Annotated in this window: 10 protein-coding genes; 4 read left to right on the forward strand and 6 right to left on the reverse strand. The window is 74.0% G+C overall.

Annotated elements, in window-relative coordinates:
* Positions 1 to 12: 12 nt before the first annotated feature.
* Complete coding sequence (locus tag ACIPRD_RS16425) at positions 13 to 984, reverse strand: helix-turn-helix transcriptional regulator (RefSeq protein WP_401563584.1); 972 nt, start codon at positions 982 to 984, stop codon at positions 13 to 15.
* 97 nt (positions 985 to 1,081) lie between these two features.
* On the opposite strand from ACIPRD_RS16425, the gene ACIPRD_RS16430 reads away from it, so the two are divergent.
* Complete coding sequence (locus ACIPRD_RS16430) at positions 1,082 to 1,822, forward strand: alpha/beta fold hydrolase (protein WP_401563586.1); 741 nt, start codon at positions 1,082 to 1,084, stop codon at positions 1,820 to 1,822.
* A gap of 99 nt (positions 1,823 to 1,921) precedes the next feature.
* On the opposite strand, the gene ACIPRD_RS16435 is transcribed toward ACIPRD_RS16430, so the two are convergent.
* On the reverse strand, positions 1,922 to 3,424 hold the full coding sequence (locus ACIPRD_RS16435; protein ID WP_401563589.1) for an aldehyde dehydrogenase family protein: 1,503 nt from the start codon (positions 3,422 to 3,424) through the stop codon (positions 1,922 to 1,924).
* A gap of 107 nt (positions 3,425 to 3,531) precedes the next feature.
* Here ACIPRD_RS16435 and ACIPRD_RS16440 point away from each other — a divergent pair, with 107 nt between their 5' ends.
* From ACIPRD_RS16440 to ACIPRD_RS16450, 3 genes are all read left to right on the forward strand, one after another.
* The gene (locus tag ACIPRD_RS16440; RefSeq protein WP_401563592.1) at positions 3,532 to 6,942 is read left to right on the forward strand and encodes an amino acid adenylation domain-containing protein; all 3,411 of its coding nucleotides are present in this window, start codon (positions 3,532 to 3,534) and stop codon (positions 6,940 to 6,942) included.
* 200 nt (positions 6,943 to 7,142) lie between these two features.
* Positions 7,143 to 8,546, forward strand: a complete 1,404-nt coding sequence (glyA, locus tag ACIPRD_RS16445) for a serine hydroxymethyltransferase (RefSeq protein ID WP_401563595.1) — start codon at positions 7,143 to 7,145, stop codon at positions 8,544 to 8,546.
* 85 nt (positions 8,547 to 8,631) lie between these two features.
* Positions 8,632 to 9,903 carry a cation:proton antiporter gene (locus ACIPRD_RS16450; RefSeq protein WP_356405883.1) on the forward strand — a complete coding sequence of 424 codons (1,272 nt, stop codon included), beginning with the start codon at positions 8,632 to 8,634 and terminating at the stop codon, positions 9,901 to 9,903.
* Between the two features lie 129 nt (positions 9,904 to 10,032).
* Here the strand turns inward: ACIPRD_RS16450 and ACIPRD_RS16455 are convergent, their stop codons facing one another.
* The 4 genes from ACIPRD_RS16455 to ACIPRD_RS16470 form a co-directional block, all read right to left on the reverse strand.
* A complete protein-coding gene (locus ACIPRD_RS16455; RefSeq protein WP_401563597.1) occupies positions 10,033 to 10,689 on the reverse strand; it encodes a DUF2461 domain-containing protein in 657 nt (218 codons plus the stop codon).
* Positions 10,690 to 10,837: 148 nt separating this feature from the next.
* A complete protein-coding gene (locus ACIPRD_RS16460) occupies positions 10,838 to 15,328 on the reverse strand; it encodes an amino acid adenylation domain-containing protein (RefSeq protein WP_401563599.1) in 4,491 nt (1,496 codons plus the stop codon).
* Positions 15,328 to 15,861, reverse strand: coding sequence for a flavin reductase family protein (locus ACIPRD_RS16465; protein WP_356405877.1), 534 nt, complete (start codon positions 15,859 to 15,861; stop codon positions 15,328 to 15,330). The genes ACIPRD_RS16460 and ACIPRD_RS16465 overlap by 1 nt, the downstream gene beginning before the upstream one ends.
* Positions 15,858 to 17,492, reverse strand: coding sequence for a tryptophan halogenase family protein (locus ACIPRD_RS16470; protein WP_401563602.1), 1,635 nt, complete (start codon positions 17,490 to 17,492; stop codon positions 15,858 to 15,860). The genes ACIPRD_RS16465 and ACIPRD_RS16470 overlap by 4 nt, the downstream gene beginning before the upstream one ends.
* Positions 17,493 to 17,527: the final 35 nt, after the last annotated feature.

The following is a 17,527-nucleotide window of genomic DNA, read 5'->3' on the forward strand; positions in this document are numbered from 1 at the left end:
CGGTGCCGGGCCTCAGGGTTCGCCGGTGCGGGCCGCGCAGGAGGCGAGCCGGTCGGACAGCTCCGCGAGAGCCTCGCGGAGCTCCGCCGGCTCCTGGACGGTGAGAGGGCAGCCGAGCCCCGCCAGATAGCCGGCCATGGTGTCGAACCGCTCGGCGCGCGTCTCCAGCAGCACTCCCCGGGGCGTCTGGACGAGGGTCGCCGCGGCCGGCGGCACCCGGCGCGCGACCTGGTCCAGGGTGGTGTGCAGGAGCACCCGGACCCGGTGCCGGCCGGAGACCTCGCCGAGGGCCTCGGTGAGCTGCGCGGCCGGGTCGTACCCGGGAGGCGGCGGTTCGGCGCGCGGATCCTCGGCGGGCTCCAGGGAGCGGACGCGGTCGACACGGAACACCCGGATCGCGGCACGCAGCGAGTCCAGCCCGGTCACGTACCACCGGCCGCCGTGCAGGACCAGGCCGTACGGGTCCAGGTCGCGCGCCGAGGTCTCGCCGCGCCACGACTGGTAGGTGATGCGCACCCGGCGGCGATCGCGTGCCGCGGTCGCCAGCCCCAGGGCGATCCGGGAGTCGGGCGCGGCGGCCTGCCCGTCGGGGCGGGTCCGGGCGAACGTGTCGCGCAGCGCGGTGACCTGGTCCGCGACGGCCTCGGGCAGCACCCGGTTGATCTTGGCGAGGGCGCTCTCGGTGGCGCTGCCCGGCACACCGTGCGGGGAGCCCGCCAGCAGCCCGAGGACGACCGCGGCCGCCTCACCGTCGGTGAGCGCGAGCGGCGGGAGCCGGAAGGCGGGCGGCAGCCAGTAGCCGCCGTAGCGGCCGCGCTCGGCGGTGACCGGGATGCCGAGGTCGGCGAGGTGGGCGGCGTAGCGGCGGACGGTCCGTTCGCCCACTCCGAGCCGCCGCGCGAGGTCGGCGCCGCTGATCCCGGGCCGGTCCTGCAGCAGTTCCAGCATCGCCAGGACGCGCGCCGTGGGTCGCTCCTTCGGCACAACCCCTCTTCTCCCGACGGGTATCCGGACCGATTTCGTCCTGATACGAGTCTACCGTCGGAGGGTCGGAGCGTGTGGCGAAGCAAGGAGAGCGTGGATGTCGACGTACGTGCTGGTTCCCGGGTTCTTCTTCGGTCCCTGGGTCTGGGAGGAGACCGCCAGGCTGCTGAGCGACGCCGGGCACGAGGTGCGGACGGTGTCGCTCACGGGCCAGGGCGAGCGCGCCGGCGAGGCGACGCCCGACGTGGGCGTCTCCACCCATGTCGCCGACATCACCGACGCGATCGGTGACCTGGACGACGTGGTGCTCGTCCTGCACAGCGGCGCGACGATCGCCGGCACCGCGGCCGCCGACCGGATGCCGGAGCGGCTGCGGCACATCGTCTACGTGGACACCGCCCCGTTCCCGGACGGCATGGCGCAGATCGAGTTCCTCCCGCCCGGCCTGCAGACGCAGCAGCGGCAGCAGGTCGCGGAGGAGGGGCAGGGCTGGCTGCTGCCGGCCCGGCCCTTCGACGGCGACGACCAGCAGCGCGACCCGGCTTCCCTGGCCGGACTCTCGGAGCGGGACCTGGCGCTGATGCGCGAACGCGCCTCGGCGCAGCCCGCCGCGATGCTGCTGGAGCCCGCGCGCCGGCCCGCCGAGATCCCGGACACCCCCCGCACCCTCATCGCCTCCACCTTCACGTCCGAGCAGGTCGAGGCCATGGTCGCGGCCGGGCTGCCGGCCTTCGCGATGCTGGCCGGTCCGGGCTGGACCGTCACCGACCTGCCCACCGGGCACTGGCCGATGCTGTCACGTCCCAAGGAGCTGGCGGAGCTGCTGTCCGGGATCTGACGACCGGTCGGCAAGCCCTCCGCGCCGCTCTCCGGGACCTGACGGCGGAGCCGCTGTCCGGGATCCGGATCCGGCGGCCGGACTCGACGGCGGCGCCGGTCAGCCCGCCGTCGAGCTGAGCGTGAGCCCGGCCGGGTCCTCGCCGGTGGGCGGGAGCTGGATCGCCTTGGTCTCGCTGAAGGCGGCCAGGCCCCAGGCGCCGAGTTCGCGGCCGTTGCCCGAGCTCTTGTAGCCGCCGAAGGGCGCGCGCATGTTGAACGGGGCGCCGTTGACGTCCACCCGGCCCGTGCGCAGCCGCCCGGCCACCGCGGTGGCGTGCGCCACGTCGGCCGACCACACGGCGCCCGACAGGCCGTAACCGGTGTCGTTGGCGATCCGGACCGCGTCGTCCTCGTCCCGGTAGGGCAGCACCACGACGACCGGCCCGAAGATCTCCTCGGTGACCGCCCGCGCCCCCGCCGGCAGACCGGCGAGGACGGCCGGGGTCAGCCAGCCGCCGCCGGCCGTCCCGGCCGGGGTCTCGCCGCCGGTGACCAGGGTCGCGCCGCCGGCCACCGCCTCGTCCAGGATGCCGCGCACCCGCGCGGCCGCCTCGGGATGGATCAGCGGTCCGAGCTGGGAGGCCGGGTCCCAGGGGTTCCCGACCCGCAGGGCCCCGGCCGTGCCGGCCGCGAGCGCCACGGCCTCGTCGTACCGGTCGGCCGGGACCAGCAGGCGGCTCCAGGCGAAGCAGACCTGGCCGGTGTTGAAGTTCGCCTGCTCGACGGTCGCGGCCACCGCGACGGGAAGGTCGGCGTCGGGCAGCACGAGCGAGGCGCTCTTGCCGCCCAGTTCGAGGTTGACCCGGGCGGCCCGGGGCGCGGCCAGTTCGCTGACCCGGCTCCCGGAGCGGATCGAGCCGGTCAGGGACACGACGGCGATGTCGGGGTGCGCGGCCAGCGCCTCGCCCGCCTGCGGGCCCGTCCCGCAGACCAGGTTGAACACCCCGGGCGGCAGGTCGCTCTCCGCGAGCAGCTCGGCCAGCAGATAGCCGCTCAGCGGCGCCAGTTCGCTGGGCTTGAGCACCACGGTGCAGCCGGCCGCCAGCGCGGCGGGGACCTTCTGCAGGTTGAGCGCCACCGGCGCGTTCCACGGGGTGATGCACCCGGCGGGTCCGGCGGCCTCCGAGCGCACCAGGGAGTTGCCGATCCGCTGCTCCCACACGTGCTCGCGGGCCGCCTCGACGGTGGAGCGGAGCGCCTCCAGGCCGAAGGGCACCTGCGCGTGCCGGGCCAGGGTCACCGGCATCCCGGTCTCCGCGGTCAGTACGCCGGCCACGGTGTCGGCGTGCTTCTCGAGCAGCTCGGCGAGCCGGTCCAGGTACCGCAGGCGTTCCCCGAGGGGCGTCCCGGACCAGGCGGGGAAGGCCCGGGCCGCGGCCGCGACGGCGGCGTCCACGTCCTCCTTCCCGCCCGCGGGCACCTCCGCGAGGGTGAGACCGGTCGCCGGATCCACGACCGGGACGGCCTCGTCGGACCGTGCGGCACGCCAGTCGCCGTCGATCCACTGGACCGAGCGTGAACGACGGGCCGCCGCGGGAATCTCTGCGCTCGAAGTCTCCATACGCGCAGCATCGGCCCCGTCGGTTATCAGCCGGTGACGTAACCCCCGGATAACTGCGGTTCCTAGAGTCGGGCGTTGTTGTCCGCCGCCATGTTCGAGGAGTCGCGATGACGATCAGTGTCCCGGGGGACAGCACGCTCCGCGCACCGGACGGCGGTACCGCGACCGGCGGCGGGACGCCCGCGCTGCCGCCCCTGGTGCCGGAGCCGGACGCCGCCGGCAAGCCGTTCCCGCTGACTCCGACCCAGCAGGCGCTGTGGGTCGGCCGCGCGGACGCCGTCGACCTCGGCGACATCGGGTGCTACGGCTACTTCGAGTGGGAGCGGCCCGAACTGGACCTGGCCCGCTACCGCCGCGCCTGGGACCGCCTGGTCGCCCACCACCCCGGCCTGCGCACCGTGGTCCGCCCGGACGGCACCCAGCACGTGCTGGAGAGCCCCGGACCGGTGCCGGTCACCGTCGAGGACCTGCGCGGGGACCCGGACGCGGCAGAGCGGCTGGACGAGAGCCGGGACGAGCGCGGCCACCGCGCCCTCGACCCCGGAATCTGGCCGATGTTCGACCTGCGGGTGGTGCTGCTGTCCGGCCGGGTGCGGGTGCAGCTCGGCATCGACCTCCAGCTCATGGACGCGAGCAGCCTGTTCCTCAACCTCTTCTCCGACCTGGTCACCCTCTACGACGACCCCGACGCGGCCCTGGCCCCCCAGAAGCTCGCCTTCCGGGACTTCGCCCGGTGGCTGCAGGAGGACGTACGCGGTGGAGCGCGCTGGTCGGCCGACTGGACGTACTGGCAGGAGCGCCTCGACGGCCTGCCGCCCGCGCCCGACCTGCCCGCGGCGCGCTACGGCGCCGAGGGGCCGGGCAGGTTCGAGCGGTGCACGGTCCGGTATCCCGCCGAGGAGTTCGCGCTGCTGCGCGAACGGGCCCTCGCCCACGGCCTCACCGAAACGGAACTGCTCGTCGGCGCGTTCGCCGAGGTGCTCCGCGGCTGGAGCTCCGACCCCGCCTTCACCCTCAACGTGCCGGTCTTCCAGCGGTTCGACGTCCCCGGCGCCGAGGACGTGATCGGCGACTACACCAACCCGATCCTGCTCGAAGCGCGGCCCGAGGGCCGGACCGTGGCCGAGCGGATCACCGCCCTGGCCGCCCGGCTGCGCACCGACACCCGGCACGCGAGCGTGAACGGCGTGGAGGTGCTGCGCGAACTGGCCCGGCGCCGCGGCCTCGCCGCCGCGGCCATGCCGGTCGTGGTGACCAGCCTGCTCGGACTGCCGTCCGCCGCCCGGTCCGTCACCGAGTTCGGCACCGAGGTCCACTCGATCACGCAGACCCCGCAGGTGTCGCTGGACTTCCAGATCCGGCCGGAGGACGGCGAGCTGCGGCTGGTGTGGGACCACCGGTCCGGCGCCTTCGCGCCCGGCGTCGTCGAGGGCGCGTTCGAGGCGTTCCTGGACCTGGTCGGGCGGATGCTCGCGGACGAGCCGGGCCAGGGCATCTGGGACGCCCCCTTCGCCGACCTGCGCGGCAAGGGCGACCGGGCGGTCTGGAACGAGACCAACGACACCGCCGAACCGGTGCCCGCCGTGCTGCTGCAGGAGCGGTTCTTCGCCCAGGCGCGCCGCACCCCCGACGCCGAGGCCGTCGTGGCGCCCGGCCGGCGGCTGACCTACGCCGAACTGGCCCGCCAGGCCTGCCGCATCGGCAACACGCTGCGCGAGCACGGCGTCCGGCCCGGAGACCTGGTCGGCGTGGTGATGGAGAAGGGCTGGGAGCAGTACGCCGCGGTGTACGGCATCCTGGCCGCCGGCGGCGCCTACCTGCCCATCGACGCGGCGTCACCGCCCGCCCGTGTCGCCCGGCTGCTGGAGTCGGCGGGCGTCCGCGTCGTCCTCACCCAGTCCCGCATCAAGGACGGCCTCGGCCTGCCCGGCGGCATGACCGTGCTGCGGGCCGACACCGACTTCGAGACCGCCTCCACCGCTCCGCTCACCCCCGCCCAGGGCCCCGACGACCCGGCCTACGTCATCTACACCTCGGGGTCCACCGGGGAACCCAAGGGCGTCGTGGTGGCGCACCGCGGGGTCACGAACCTCGTACGGGACGTACGGCGACGGTTCGGGGTCACCCCGGCGGACCGGCTCCTCGCGCTCTCCGGCCTGCACTTCGACGCGTCGGTCTACGACGTGTTCGGCCCGCTGGCCTGCGGGGCCACCGTCGTCGTCCCGCCGCCGTTCCGGCGCGCCGAACCGGACGTCTGGGCGGAGCTCGTGCGGGACGAGCGGGTGACGTTCTGGAACTCGGTGCCGGTGCTGCTGGAACTGCTCGTCGGCGAGGCGGAGTCGCGCGAGGACCGGCCGCTGGCCACGCTCCGGCTCGCGGTGGTGTCCGGCGACTGGATCCCGCTCGACCTTCCCGGCCGGGCCCGCGCCCAGGCGCCGGGGCTGCGCTTCGTCGGATCGGGCGGCCCCACCGAGACCATCTGCTGGTCGCTCTTCCACCAGGTCGGCGAGGTGGACCCGGCGTGGACGAGCATCCCCTACGGCAAGCCGATCGCCAACCAGCGGTACTACATCGTGGACCGTGACCTGCGGCCGCGCCCGACGTGGGCGCGCGGTGAGATGGCCGTCGCGAGCCCGCTGGGCCTCGCCCTCGGCTATCTGAACGACCCCGAGCGCACCGCGGCCAAGTTCGTCACGCTGCCGGAGACCGGCGAACGCGCCTATCTGACCGGTGACTTCGGACGCCTGCTGCCGGACGGGGAGATCGAGATCCTGGGCCGGGAGGACTTCCAGGTCAAGGTCGCCGGACAGCGGATCGAACTCGGTGAGATCGAGGCGCTGCTGCACCGTGCCGACGGGGTGCGGACCGCCGTCGTGATGGCGCCGCGCAGCAGCGCGGACGTGGTCCGGCTGCAGGCCTTCGTCGTACCGGAGGCGGGAGCACGCCCGAGCGAGGAGGCGCTGCGCGGGCACCTGTCCGCGGAACTGCCCGCCGCGATGGTGCCGGCCGCGATCAGGCTGCTGCCCGAACTCCCGCTCACGGCCAACGGAAAGGTGGACCGTCTGGAGCTCGCGCGACTCGCGGCCGCCCCGGAGGAGGCTCCGGCCGCGCCCGAGGCGCCGGCGGCCGACGCGCCGCGAACGGACGCCGTGCTGCTGGCGGAGCTGGTCGCCGCCTGCGTGGCCGAGCTGCTCGGGCTAGACGAGGCCCCCACGACCGGCAACTTCTTCCGGCTGGGCGGTGATTCGCTCAGCGGCACCCGACTGGCCTCCCGCCTGCAGGAGTTGTTCGGTGCCCCGGTGCCGATCCGTACCGTGTTCGGCAATCCGGTGCTCAGCGACCTCGCGTCGGCGATCGCCGCCGACCCGGCCGCCGGACCCCAGGCGATCCGGGTCGCCCGACTCCTGCACACCCTGGAGGAGATGGACGAGGACCCCGCCGGGCAACCGGACTCGGGCCCCACCGGGGAGCCGCACGCGGACCCTGCGGGGGAGCCCGACGTGGAGACCCGGATATGAGCCCGCGCGACGAACCGGCCACGGCCCCGGCCCCGCCTCCGGCCGCCGGTCCGGACCTGCGGTCGGCCACCGGCCCGGACACGCGACAGACCGGGGGGCCGGATACGCGGTCGGGCGTCGGGCCTGACATGCGATCGGGCGCCGCGCCGGACCAGCGGTCGGCCACCGGCCCGGATACGCGACAGACCGCGGGGCCGGACATGCGCCCGGGCGCCGGGCAGGACGCGCACCCGGCCCCAGGGCCGGACACCCCGTCGCCCGCCGGGCCGGACACCTCGTCGGCCCCCGGCGCCGTGCCGCCCCCCGGCGCGCTCGCCGAGGACGACCCGGTGCTCGCGGATCTGCTCGCCCGTGAGGACGTCCGGCAGCACGACACCCTCGTGCTGGTCGCCTCCTCCAGCGTGGCGCCGCCCTCGGTCCTGGCCTGTGCGGGCTCGGCACTGGCCAACCTGACCATGGAGGGGTATCCGGGGCGCCGCTACCACGCGGGAGCCGAGATCGCCGACGAGGTCGAGCGCCTCGCCCTCGACCGGGCCCGGTCGCTCTTCCGGGCCCGGGCCGCGAACGTCCAGCCGCACTCGGGATCCTCCGCCAACCTCGCGGTCCTCACCGGGCTGCTGGAGCCCGGCGACACCATCCTCGGCCTCGGCCTGGACTGCGGCGGCCACCTGTCGCACGGCTCGGCCGCCTCGGTCACCGGACGCTACTTCCGCTCGGTCCACTACCGCACCGGCGCCGACGACCTGCTGGACTACGAGCAGATCGCCGCACTGGCCGCCGAGCACCGGCCGAAGGTCGTCATCGCCGGCGCCAGCGCCTACGCCCGGCAGATCGACTTCGCCCGGTTCCGGGAGATCGCCGACACGGTCGGCGCGTACCTGATCGCGGACATCTCGCACATCGCGGGCCTGGTGGCCGCCGGACTGCACCCGAGCCCGGTCGACCACGCGCACCTGACCACCACGAGCACCTACAAGCAGCTCTACGGGCCGCGCGGCGGCCTCATCCTGCTCGGCAGGGACGCGGACGCGCCCGGACCGGACGGCCGGCTGCCGCTGCGGAAGCTGGCCGACCGCGCGGTGTTCCCGCTCGTCCAGGGAACGCCGGACCTCGGCAACGTGGCCGCCAAGGCCAGGGCCCTGCACGCGGCCGCCCAGCCCGCGTTCCGCACGCTGATGGCACGGGTCCGGGACACCGCCACGGCCATCGCGGACCAGCTCGGCCGCCGCGGCCTGTGCGTCATCACGGGAGGCACCGACACCCACATGGTCCTCGTCGACCTCCGCCCCGAGCACGTCACCGGCGCGGACGCCGAGGAGGCCCTGGAGGCCTGCGGGATCCTGGTCAACCGCAACCGGGTGCCCGGCGACGACACGCCGCCCCGCGTCACCGGCGGGATCAGGATCGGCACCAACACGCTGGCGGCACGCGGTGTCTCGCCCGAGACGGCCGCCCAGTGCGCCGAACTCGTCGCGGACGTCGTCGAGGAACTGCGCACCGCCGGGGCCGTGCACCCCAGCACGACCGCCAAGATCCGGGCGGAGGTCCGCCGCATCTGCGCCGAGCACCCCGTCCCCGGGTACGCGGACCCCCGCGTCCCCTGACCGGGTGGGGCCCCGCCGTCCCCCAGACCGCCACTGCGCGGACGCGGTGCCCCCATCGCCGTGACCGACCACCGGGAGTCTCACCTTGAGCGTCGCTGACGTCACCACCGCCGTACTGGGCGACATCGCCGTCATCCTGCTCGTGTCCACCCTGCTCAGCGCACTGGCCAGACGGCTCGGCCAGCCCGCGGTCATCGGGCAGATCCTGACCGGGGTGGTGCTCGGCCCGACCCTGCTGGGCCGGCTCCCGGGGAATCCGACCGGCCGGCTGTTCCCGCCGGAGGCCCTGCCGTATCTGTCCGTCCTCGCCCAGGTCGCCATCGTCACCTTCATGTTCGTGGTCGGCTACGAGCTCAATCTGCGCTCCCTGCGCGCGAGCGGCAGGACGACCCTGTCGGTGGCGGCCGTGGCCCTGCTCGTCCCGATGACCCTGGGTGCGGGCGCGGTCGAGTTCCTGCCGTCCGTCTTCTCCTCGGTGGGGGAACACGGCGTCGGCTCGCGCTCCTTCGTGCTGTTCATGGCCGTCGCCGTGTCGATCACCGCCCTGCCGGTGCTGGCGGCGATCATCCGGGACACCGGGCTCGCCGGGACGCGGGCCGGTGTCGTCGCGCTGTCCGCCGCCGGTCTCATGGACATCGGCGCGTGGACCGCGCTCGCCGCCGCGATGCCGGGCGAGTCGCACGGGATGTCGGTCCCGAAGACCGTCCTGCTGACCGTCGCCCTCGTGCTGGTCGGCGCGCTGGTGGTCCGTCCGCTGCTGAGCCGGTGGATCGACCGGCCCGGCGGCCTGTTCATCCCCCAGCTGCCCGTGGCGATCGTCCTGGCGACGAGCTGCGCCTGGGCCACCTCCCAGCTGGGGCTGCACGCGGTCTTCGGCGGCTTCCTGGCCGGACTGCTCATGCCGCGGCGCGACGGGGCGCCCGACGCCGACGTGCTGCGGGCGATGGAGGGAGCCACCGACCTGCTGCTGCCGCTGTTCTTCGTGGTGACCGGGCTCTCCCTGAACGTCGGCTCGCTCGACGGGAACAGTGTCCTCGCGCTCCTCGTGCTCCTGCTGATCGCGGTCGTCGGCAAGGTGCTGCCCGGCTATCTGGTGAGCCGGGCCAACCGGCTGGAGCGGCGCGAGTCGGCCACCGTCGCGGTCCTGCTGAACACCCGTGGGCTCACCGAGCTGATCGCGCTGAACGTCGGCCTGAGCGCCGGGATCATCCACGGGCGCCTCTTCACCGTCCTGGTGCTGGTGGCCCTGATCACGACGGCCATGACCAGCCCGCTGCTGGCGCTCCTCGCCCGGCGCCGCGACCCGGCGCCCGCCCCCGGTGAGACGGTCCCGTCCGCCGGCCGCACGGAGACCTGAGAACCCGCGGCGGCCCGCGCACCGGTGGCCTGCGCGGAGACCTGAGAACCGGCCGCGCGGACACATGACAGCCGACACACGAGAGGGGCCGGCCCGTCGCCGCGGGCCGGCCCTTCCGTCTTCCTTCCGCTAAGCGCCCGCGGCGCGCAACTCGCGCGCCCGTGTGCAGGCGTGGGCCGCGAGCCAGTCCAGGGTGGGGCGCAGCTCGCGCCAGGTCCCGGCCACCCACTCGGCGGCCGAGGACCGGCCGGCGGCGGTCCGGTCGCAGCCGCGGCCGATGTCCAGCGTGCGGTGGCGCAGCAGCCGCACCCGCGGGTGGTCGGCCGGGACGCCGCGCGGCCTGGTCTGCAGCGCGACCCCGCCGACGGTGTGGCCGAGCTCCTCCAGACCGTCGACGAGCGACTGCAGTTCCGTGCCCTTGTCCTCGGCCACCACCGCGCGGAGCGCGGCCATCTCCTGCGGCGCACGCGAGTAGTAACGCCCGGTGGCGCGCAGGCCGTTCACGTCGAGGTGGAGCCAGTAGCCGAGGCCCGGCTGGAGATCCACCAGGGCCCCTTGGTACGACTTGTACGGCGACTTGTCGTTGGAGGACCGGGTGTCCCGCTGGGGCCGCAGCATGCGGATCGCGCCGAACTCCGGGACCAGCTCGGCCACCAGCGCCTCCATCGGCTCCCGTACCGCCTGCTCGTACCGGTCGCGGTTGCGGTGCCAGAAGGAGGTCGAGTTGTCCTCGGCGAGCTCCTTGTAGAAGTCGAACGCCTCGTCCGGAATCCCGGTGAAGGCCATGGGGTCATCCTGCTTTCGTGCCGGAGCCGACGGGGGCCGCCCGCGTCGCCGTGGTGGCCGACAGCGTTTCGGAAGCCGCCGATTGTAGTAGGGGAGAGTGGTCCGGCGGACGGGTTTCAGCCGACCCCGAGGTCCGCCGGACCTCGTCTCACCTTCCTCGGGTACGGGGCCGGACGGCGGCGAGGTAGCCGGGGACGCGGATCGTGCCGCCGTCGGACTCGGGGTCGACGGCGTACATCTGCGCGGGCCCCGAGGACAGCCGGCGCCACCGGTCCTCGGGGAAGTGGCGGTCCAGGTCCGCCGGGCCGAAGCGGGTCGAGTGGCGCACCCCCGCGGCTTCGAGCGGCCTGACCAGATGCGCGGCCCGGCCGCGGGCACCGCCCACATGGCCGAGGTAGCCGAACGAGTCGGCGGCGTAGTCGGGTTCGACCATGAGGACACCTCCCCGGCCCCCGGTGAGCACGGCCAGCGCGGCGGCCGTCGCGGCCCGTTCCTCGTCGCCCAGGATGTGCAGGACGGCGCGGATGAAGACGTTGGCGGGGCCGGTCCGCTTCGCCAGCGCCTCGACCGCGTCCAGGTCGCCGGGGTCGAGGACGTCGAAGGACAGGCCGTCCTGCCCCGGACTCTCCTCGCGCGCCCGGGCGACGGCGGTGGGCGACACGTCGACCCCGACCACCGTGCGGAACCGGGTGGCCAGCGCCCTGGCGTACCGGCCGTTGCCGCAGCCCAGGTCGATGACCGGCAGCTCCGGGTCCAGGTGCCGTGCCGTGGTGTCCAGGAGCCAGCCCATCTCCTCGGCGTCGTCGGCGTCCCACAGCACGTCCCCGCCGCGGCCGGTGGCGTCCACCGACGCCCAGTACCGCTCCCACGACTCGCCGGTGCGCCGCGGGCCGGCGTCCACGGCGGTGTCCCCGGCAGCCGTCACGGGCCGGGCGGTGCCGTAGCCGAGGTCGGCGGCGTCCCAGCCCTCGCGCGTGGCGAGCCGGCCCAGCAGGTCGAGGAAGGCGGTGAACATCTCGCCGATCAGTCCGTCGGGGTAGACCGCCTGGATGTAGTCCCAGTTGAACCGCAGCCCCCCGTCCTCGGTCTCGAAGACCTGGAAGTCCAGACTGACCTGGGGCGTCTGGGAGACGCCGTACACCGCCGAGCCGAACGTGGTCTCCCGCTGGTCCGGCGGGTAGCCGACCAGGCTGGTCATCACCACCGGCATCGCGGGGGTCAGCGTCCCGCGCAGGCGGGTCAGGGCACGCAGGACCTGCATCCCGGTGAAGTGACGGTGTTCGAGATCGGCCCAGAGCCGCTGCTGCAGGGTGCGGGCACGGTCCGCGAAGGTCTCCCCGGCGCCGGTGGCCTCCAGGAGCAGGGTCGTGGTCGTGTGGCCGATCACCTTGCCGATCTGGGGGTGCAGCGGAAGCCGGCTGAACAGCGGGAAGTTGAGGCAGAAGGAGGGTTCGGCGGACCAGGAGCGCAGCACCTCGGCGTAGGCGGCGGCGAGCACGCCGGAGCCGGTCACGTCGTGCTCGCCGGCCAGGGCGCCGACCGCCGCCCACTCCTCGGCGCCGAGGACACCGCTGTGCCGTTCGATCCTGGCCGGCAACTCGGCCTGATGGGCAGGTCGTTCGGGCAGCCGGGGCGCGCCGGGCAGCGATTCGAGCCGGTCGCGCCAGTACCACTGGGAGCGCTGGTAGACGTCGCTGTCCGGGAGGTTCGCCGCGAGGCCGAGCACGTAGTCGCGGAAGGTCAGCCGCAGGGGTTCGAGCCCCGCGCCGCGGCCCGCGTACAGCTCGCTCAGCTCGGGCACGATCACCTGGAAGTAGCTCCAGGCGTCGGCGACCAGGAAGTCGAGCACCAGGTGGATCCGGGTCCTGCCGCCGGGGAGCAGGGTCAGCCGCAGGTCGAACAGCGGCCAGGTGGCCGCGTCGAGGATGGTGTGCGACAACTCCTCGCGCAGGGCGAGCAGTTCCGGCTCGGGGTCGGCCGAGTCCCGCAGGTCGTGGTGCCGGATCACGAAATCCGGCACCTTCGCCAGCACCTGCTGGGTGCCGTCGGCCAGGACGACGGTGCGCAGGGCGTCGTGGCGCTCGACCAGGGCCTGCCAGGCCCGCTCGAACGCGCCGAGGTCGAGGTCGTCCGACTCCCACTCGAAGTAGCCGTGGCAGCCGACGTTCCCGAGGTCGACCAGGCCGCCGCGGCCGATCCACATCGCCTGCTGCCCGTCGTTCAGCGGGAACGGTTCCCAGCGCGCGGCCGGGTCCGGTTCGACCGGCGGCAGTCCGGCGAAGGCGGCCGAGCCCGTCAGACCCGCCTCCACGGCCGCGGACAGCTCGCCCGCGGTCGGGTTGGCGTACAGCTCCGTCATGGACAGTTCGGTGCCGAACCGGCCGCGCAGCTCGTCGATGAGCCGGAAGGCCAGCAGTGAATGGCCGCCGAGATGGAAGAAGTTGTCGGTCATCGAGACCGTCCGGCCGTCGAAGATCTCGGACCACAGGCCTGCCATGGCGGCCTCGGTCTCGCTGCGGGCGGGGACGAAGCCGTCGTCGCTCCGCCCCGCCGGGTCCGGGGCGGGCAGCGCGCGCAGGTCCGTCTTGCCGTTCGGCAGCCGGGGGATCTCCGGGAGCACGGTCACCGTCGCCGGGACCATGTAGTACGGCAGGCGCTCGCTGAGCCTGGCCTTGAGCGCGGCCCCGTCCAGTCCGGCGCCGCCGTCCGCGGTGACGTAGGCGGCCAGCTGCCGGCCGCCCTGGCCCGTCTGCACGGTGGTGACCACCGCCTCGGCCACCTCCTGGCAGTTGACCAGCGCGGTCTCCACCTCACCGAGCTCGACCCGGAAGCCTCGGATCTTCACCTGGGCGTCGGCCCTGCCGAGGATCTCGATCGCGCCGTCCGCGCGGTACCGGGCGAGGTCACCGGTCTCGTACACGAGTCCGTCGCCGGTCACCGGGTCCGTGCGGAACAGTCGCTCGGTCAGCTCGGGCCGGTTGTGGTACCCGGCGGAGAGGCCCGCCCCGCCGATCACCAGCCGGCCGGTCAGCCCCGGCGGCACCGGACGGTCCAGCGCGTCCAGCACATAGGCGCGGACGTTGGCGATCGGCCGTCCCGCGGGCACCGGATGCTGGGCCTTCACGTGCGCGGAGGTCGCCTGACTCGTCAGGTCGATCCCCGCGCCCAGGTCCAGGCAGGTCAGCGCGTTGGTGCTCTCGGTGGTGCCGTACGTCATGACGACGCGGAACGGGGTGTCCACGGGCGGCCAGCTGTGCACGCGCTCCGCGGTGGTGACCATGATGCGCAGCGCGGCGTCGGCCGGCCAGTCCAGGGCCCAGGCCGGTTCCGCGAGGGCGGCCACCAGCATGGAGTGGGTGATCCGCTCCGCGACCAGCCAGTCCCGCAACTGTGCCGGGGACAGCGCGTGCCGTGCGGCGGGGACGCACACCGTGGCGCCGAGCGCGAGGTGCGGCATCCACTCCATGATCTGGACGCCGAACCCGGGCGCCGACAGCCAGGAGGCACGGTCGCCGGGCCGCACGTCGTAGGCACGGCCGCTCCAGTGCACCAGGTTCTCTATCGCGTGCAGGCGTTCCAGGACCGCCTTCGGCTCTCCCGTCGAGCCCGAGGTGTAGATGAGGTGGCTGAAGGGGTCCGCGGTCACCGGGGTGTCCGCGGGCTCGGCGGGCGCGGTCGCGGTGGCCGCGATGTCGAGCACGGGCGGGCCCTGCGGGAGCCGGTCGCCGAGCCCGTCGACGGTGAGGACGGCTGTGGCCGCGCTGTCGCGGAGCATGAACGCGATCCGCGCGTCCGGGTTGACCGGGTCGAGCGGGACGATCGCCGCGCCGGCCTTCAGGATGCCGAGGACGGCGAGCACGTAGTCGGCGCCGCGCGGGCAGAACAGCCCGACGTGGTCACCGGGTTCGACCCCGGCCCGGCGCAGCTCACCGGCGATCTGGTCGCCGCGCCGGTCCAGTTCGGCGAAGGAGACGACGTACGCGCCCTGTTCGACCGCCGGGGCGTCCGGGCGGGTGCGCACCTGCCGCGCGATCAGTTCGAGGTAGCCGCCCGACGGCCAGGCGGCGGAGGTCCGGTTCCACTCGCCGGTGATGAGCTCGCGGTCCGCGTCGGTCAGCAGGTCCACCGCGGCCAGCGGCGTGCCCGGGTCGGCCGCCGCCTGCGCGCCGAGCAGCCGCAGCTGTCCGGCCAGCCGGCGCAGCGTCGCCGGTTCCCACAGCCGGGCGTCACCGGCCACGCCGACGGCGCCGTCCGTGATCTCCACCGCGAGGTCGCCCGCGCCGCGGTGTGCCCCGGGCCCGCCCGCGACCAGGGCCACCGGGAGAGCCGGCGGCCGGGACGGCTGGAACGCGGTCCCGCCGAGCGCCTCCGCCGTGGCGGCGACCAGATCTCCGACCGGCGCCTCCTGGTCCACCGGGATCTCGTACCAGCCGCCCCGGCCGGCCAGCCACACCCGGTCGTGCCCGCTCTGCCGGGCGAGGAGCGCCGCCCACACGCCGGACCACCAGCGGTGGTCGCGGCCGAGGGCGTCACCGGCCGGCGCCAGGTGCCAGGGGCGGTCCGGCTCGCGCGGCTCGTCGGGCTCGGCCGGCCGGTCCGCGAGCAGCGCCGGCAGCGGTTCTACGGCAGGAGTGGGCATCAGCGGTCGCCTTCCGGGCGTTCGGGGGTGGTGGGCAGGGCGTCCCAGGACCGGAACGACCGGTGGGCGTACACGAGCGGCGTCCCGGGCACCACGCCGCCCTCGGTGACCGTGCCGAAGACCATCGTGTGGTCGCCGATCCCGACCGCGCGGCTCACCTCGCACTCGGCGTACGCGCAGACGTCCTCGGTGAGCAGCGGCATGCCGGTCCCGGACGTGTGCCAGCGGACCAGCGCGAACCGGTCGGGCACGTCGGTGGAGAACACCCGGGCCGTGCGCTCGGCCCCGCCGTGCAGCAGGTTCACCGCGAAGCGTCCCTGCCGCAGGGCGGCGTCCAGCGTCGAACTGGCGGTGCGCAGGCACACCGCCAGCGTCGGCGGTCCGAGACACACGCTGGTCAGCGAGGAACAGGTCATCCCGCGGGGGCCGTCGTCCGCCGGCGCGGTGACCACGGTGACCCCGGCCGGGAGCGAACCCATGACCCGGCGGAACGTCTCCTCCGTCGTGACGAGCGGCGCCGGGACGCGGGTCACACCGGCCGCCGTCGCGCCTCCGCGGGGACCTGCCGCGGCTGGTCCGCCTGGTGCAGATGGCGCAGGTACTCGTAGGTGGAGGGCAGTTCGGCCAGCAGCCGGCTCTGGCGGGCCTTCACGTCGGCGAAGGCCCGTTCGGCCGCGGCCACCGAGTCGGGCCGGTACGAGAGGATCGGCAGCGAGGAGCGCGGCCGCACGCCGAGCCCGGCGAAGACGGAGTAATAGCTGCCGTTGGTCCAGAAGTTGCGGAACTCGGCCTCGAAGTTGCCGTAGTAGGTGCCCTCGTCGGTCACCGGGGGATTGATCGGCACCCCCGAGCGGTACATCTCGATCTTCTCCTTGATCTGGTCGGCCAGGGTGAGTTCCTTGGTGGCCCGCCAGAACGGCGTGTCGGTACGCGGAGACAGGGAGAAGTGCGCCTGGAGGAAGTCCCGGGTGTCGTCGAACATGTCGACGATCTCGCGGTTGAACCGGTCCCGCAGCACCGGGTCCACGTTCCGCTCGGGGAAGTGCTTGACCAGCTGGTACAGCGAGGCGGTGATGAAGTAGATGCCCGTCGACTCCAGCGGCTCCACGAAGCAGGAGGAGAGGCCGATGCTGACGCAGTTGCCCACCCACGCACGGCGGTTGCGGCCGACCCGGAACTTGATGTGGTTGAGCGGGACCTTCTCGGGGTCCAGGCCCCACAGCGCGCACAGGTCGCGGGCGGCCTCGTCCTTGTCCGCGAATTTGTCGCAGTAGACGTAACCGGACCCGAACCGGCCGGGCATCGGGATCTTCCACGTCCACCCGGCGGGCATCGCGATCGAGGAGGTGTACGGCTCGATCCCGTTCGCCTCGTCGTCGTGCGGCACCTGGGTGGCGACCGCGCTGTTGTTCATCAGGTGGTCGCTCATGTCGATGAAGGGTTCGCCGAGCGTCTTGTTGATCAGCAGCCCGCGCAGTCCGCTGCAGTCGACGAACAGATCGCCCCCGATCACCTCGCCGGACTCCAGCGTCACCGACTCGATGTACCCGCGGGAGTCGGCCCGCACGTCCGAGACGGTGCCCTCGATGTGCCGCACACCCTGCTTGACGGTGGCGAAGTCTCGGAGGAAGGCGGCCACCAGGGCGGCGTCGAAGTGCCAGGCGTAGTTCGTGCAGCGGGTGCCGTCGAGGAACCGGGGCGAGCGCTTCGCGTCCATCAGCGGGGGCTCGACGAAGCTCGCGTAGTCGAAGGCCTCACTGGTCGTGCCGGACAGCTGCTTGCGCGTCCAGTAGTGCGACAGCGGTACACCGTCGGGGGAGGGGAGCAGGCCGAACGGATGGTAGAAGTGGTCCGACCCGGAGGCGTCCTGCCTGCTGACCGGTTCACCCGGTCCGGGCGTGCGCCAGTTGACGAACTTGACCGCCATCTTGAACCCGGCGTTGCACTTGCTCATCCACTCTTCCTCGGGCAGACCGAGGTAGTCGAAGAAGACCCGCTGGAGGTTGGGCACGGTCGCCTCACCGACGCCGATGCGCGGGATGGCCGGTGCCTCGACGACGCTGATGGCCGCCTGGCCGGACAGCGCCTTCCCCAGGTAGGAAGCGGCCATCCAGCCTGCCGTGCCGCCGCCCAGGATGACGATGTTGCGGATGGGCTCCCCCATGGTGACCTCCGTCGGATGGTTGTCCTCGCGGCATC

It is taken from the genome of Streptomyces sp. NPDC090108, from assembly GCF_044747185.1.
GTDB lineage: Bacteria > Actinomycetota > Actinomycetes > Streptomycetales > Streptomycetaceae > Streptomyces.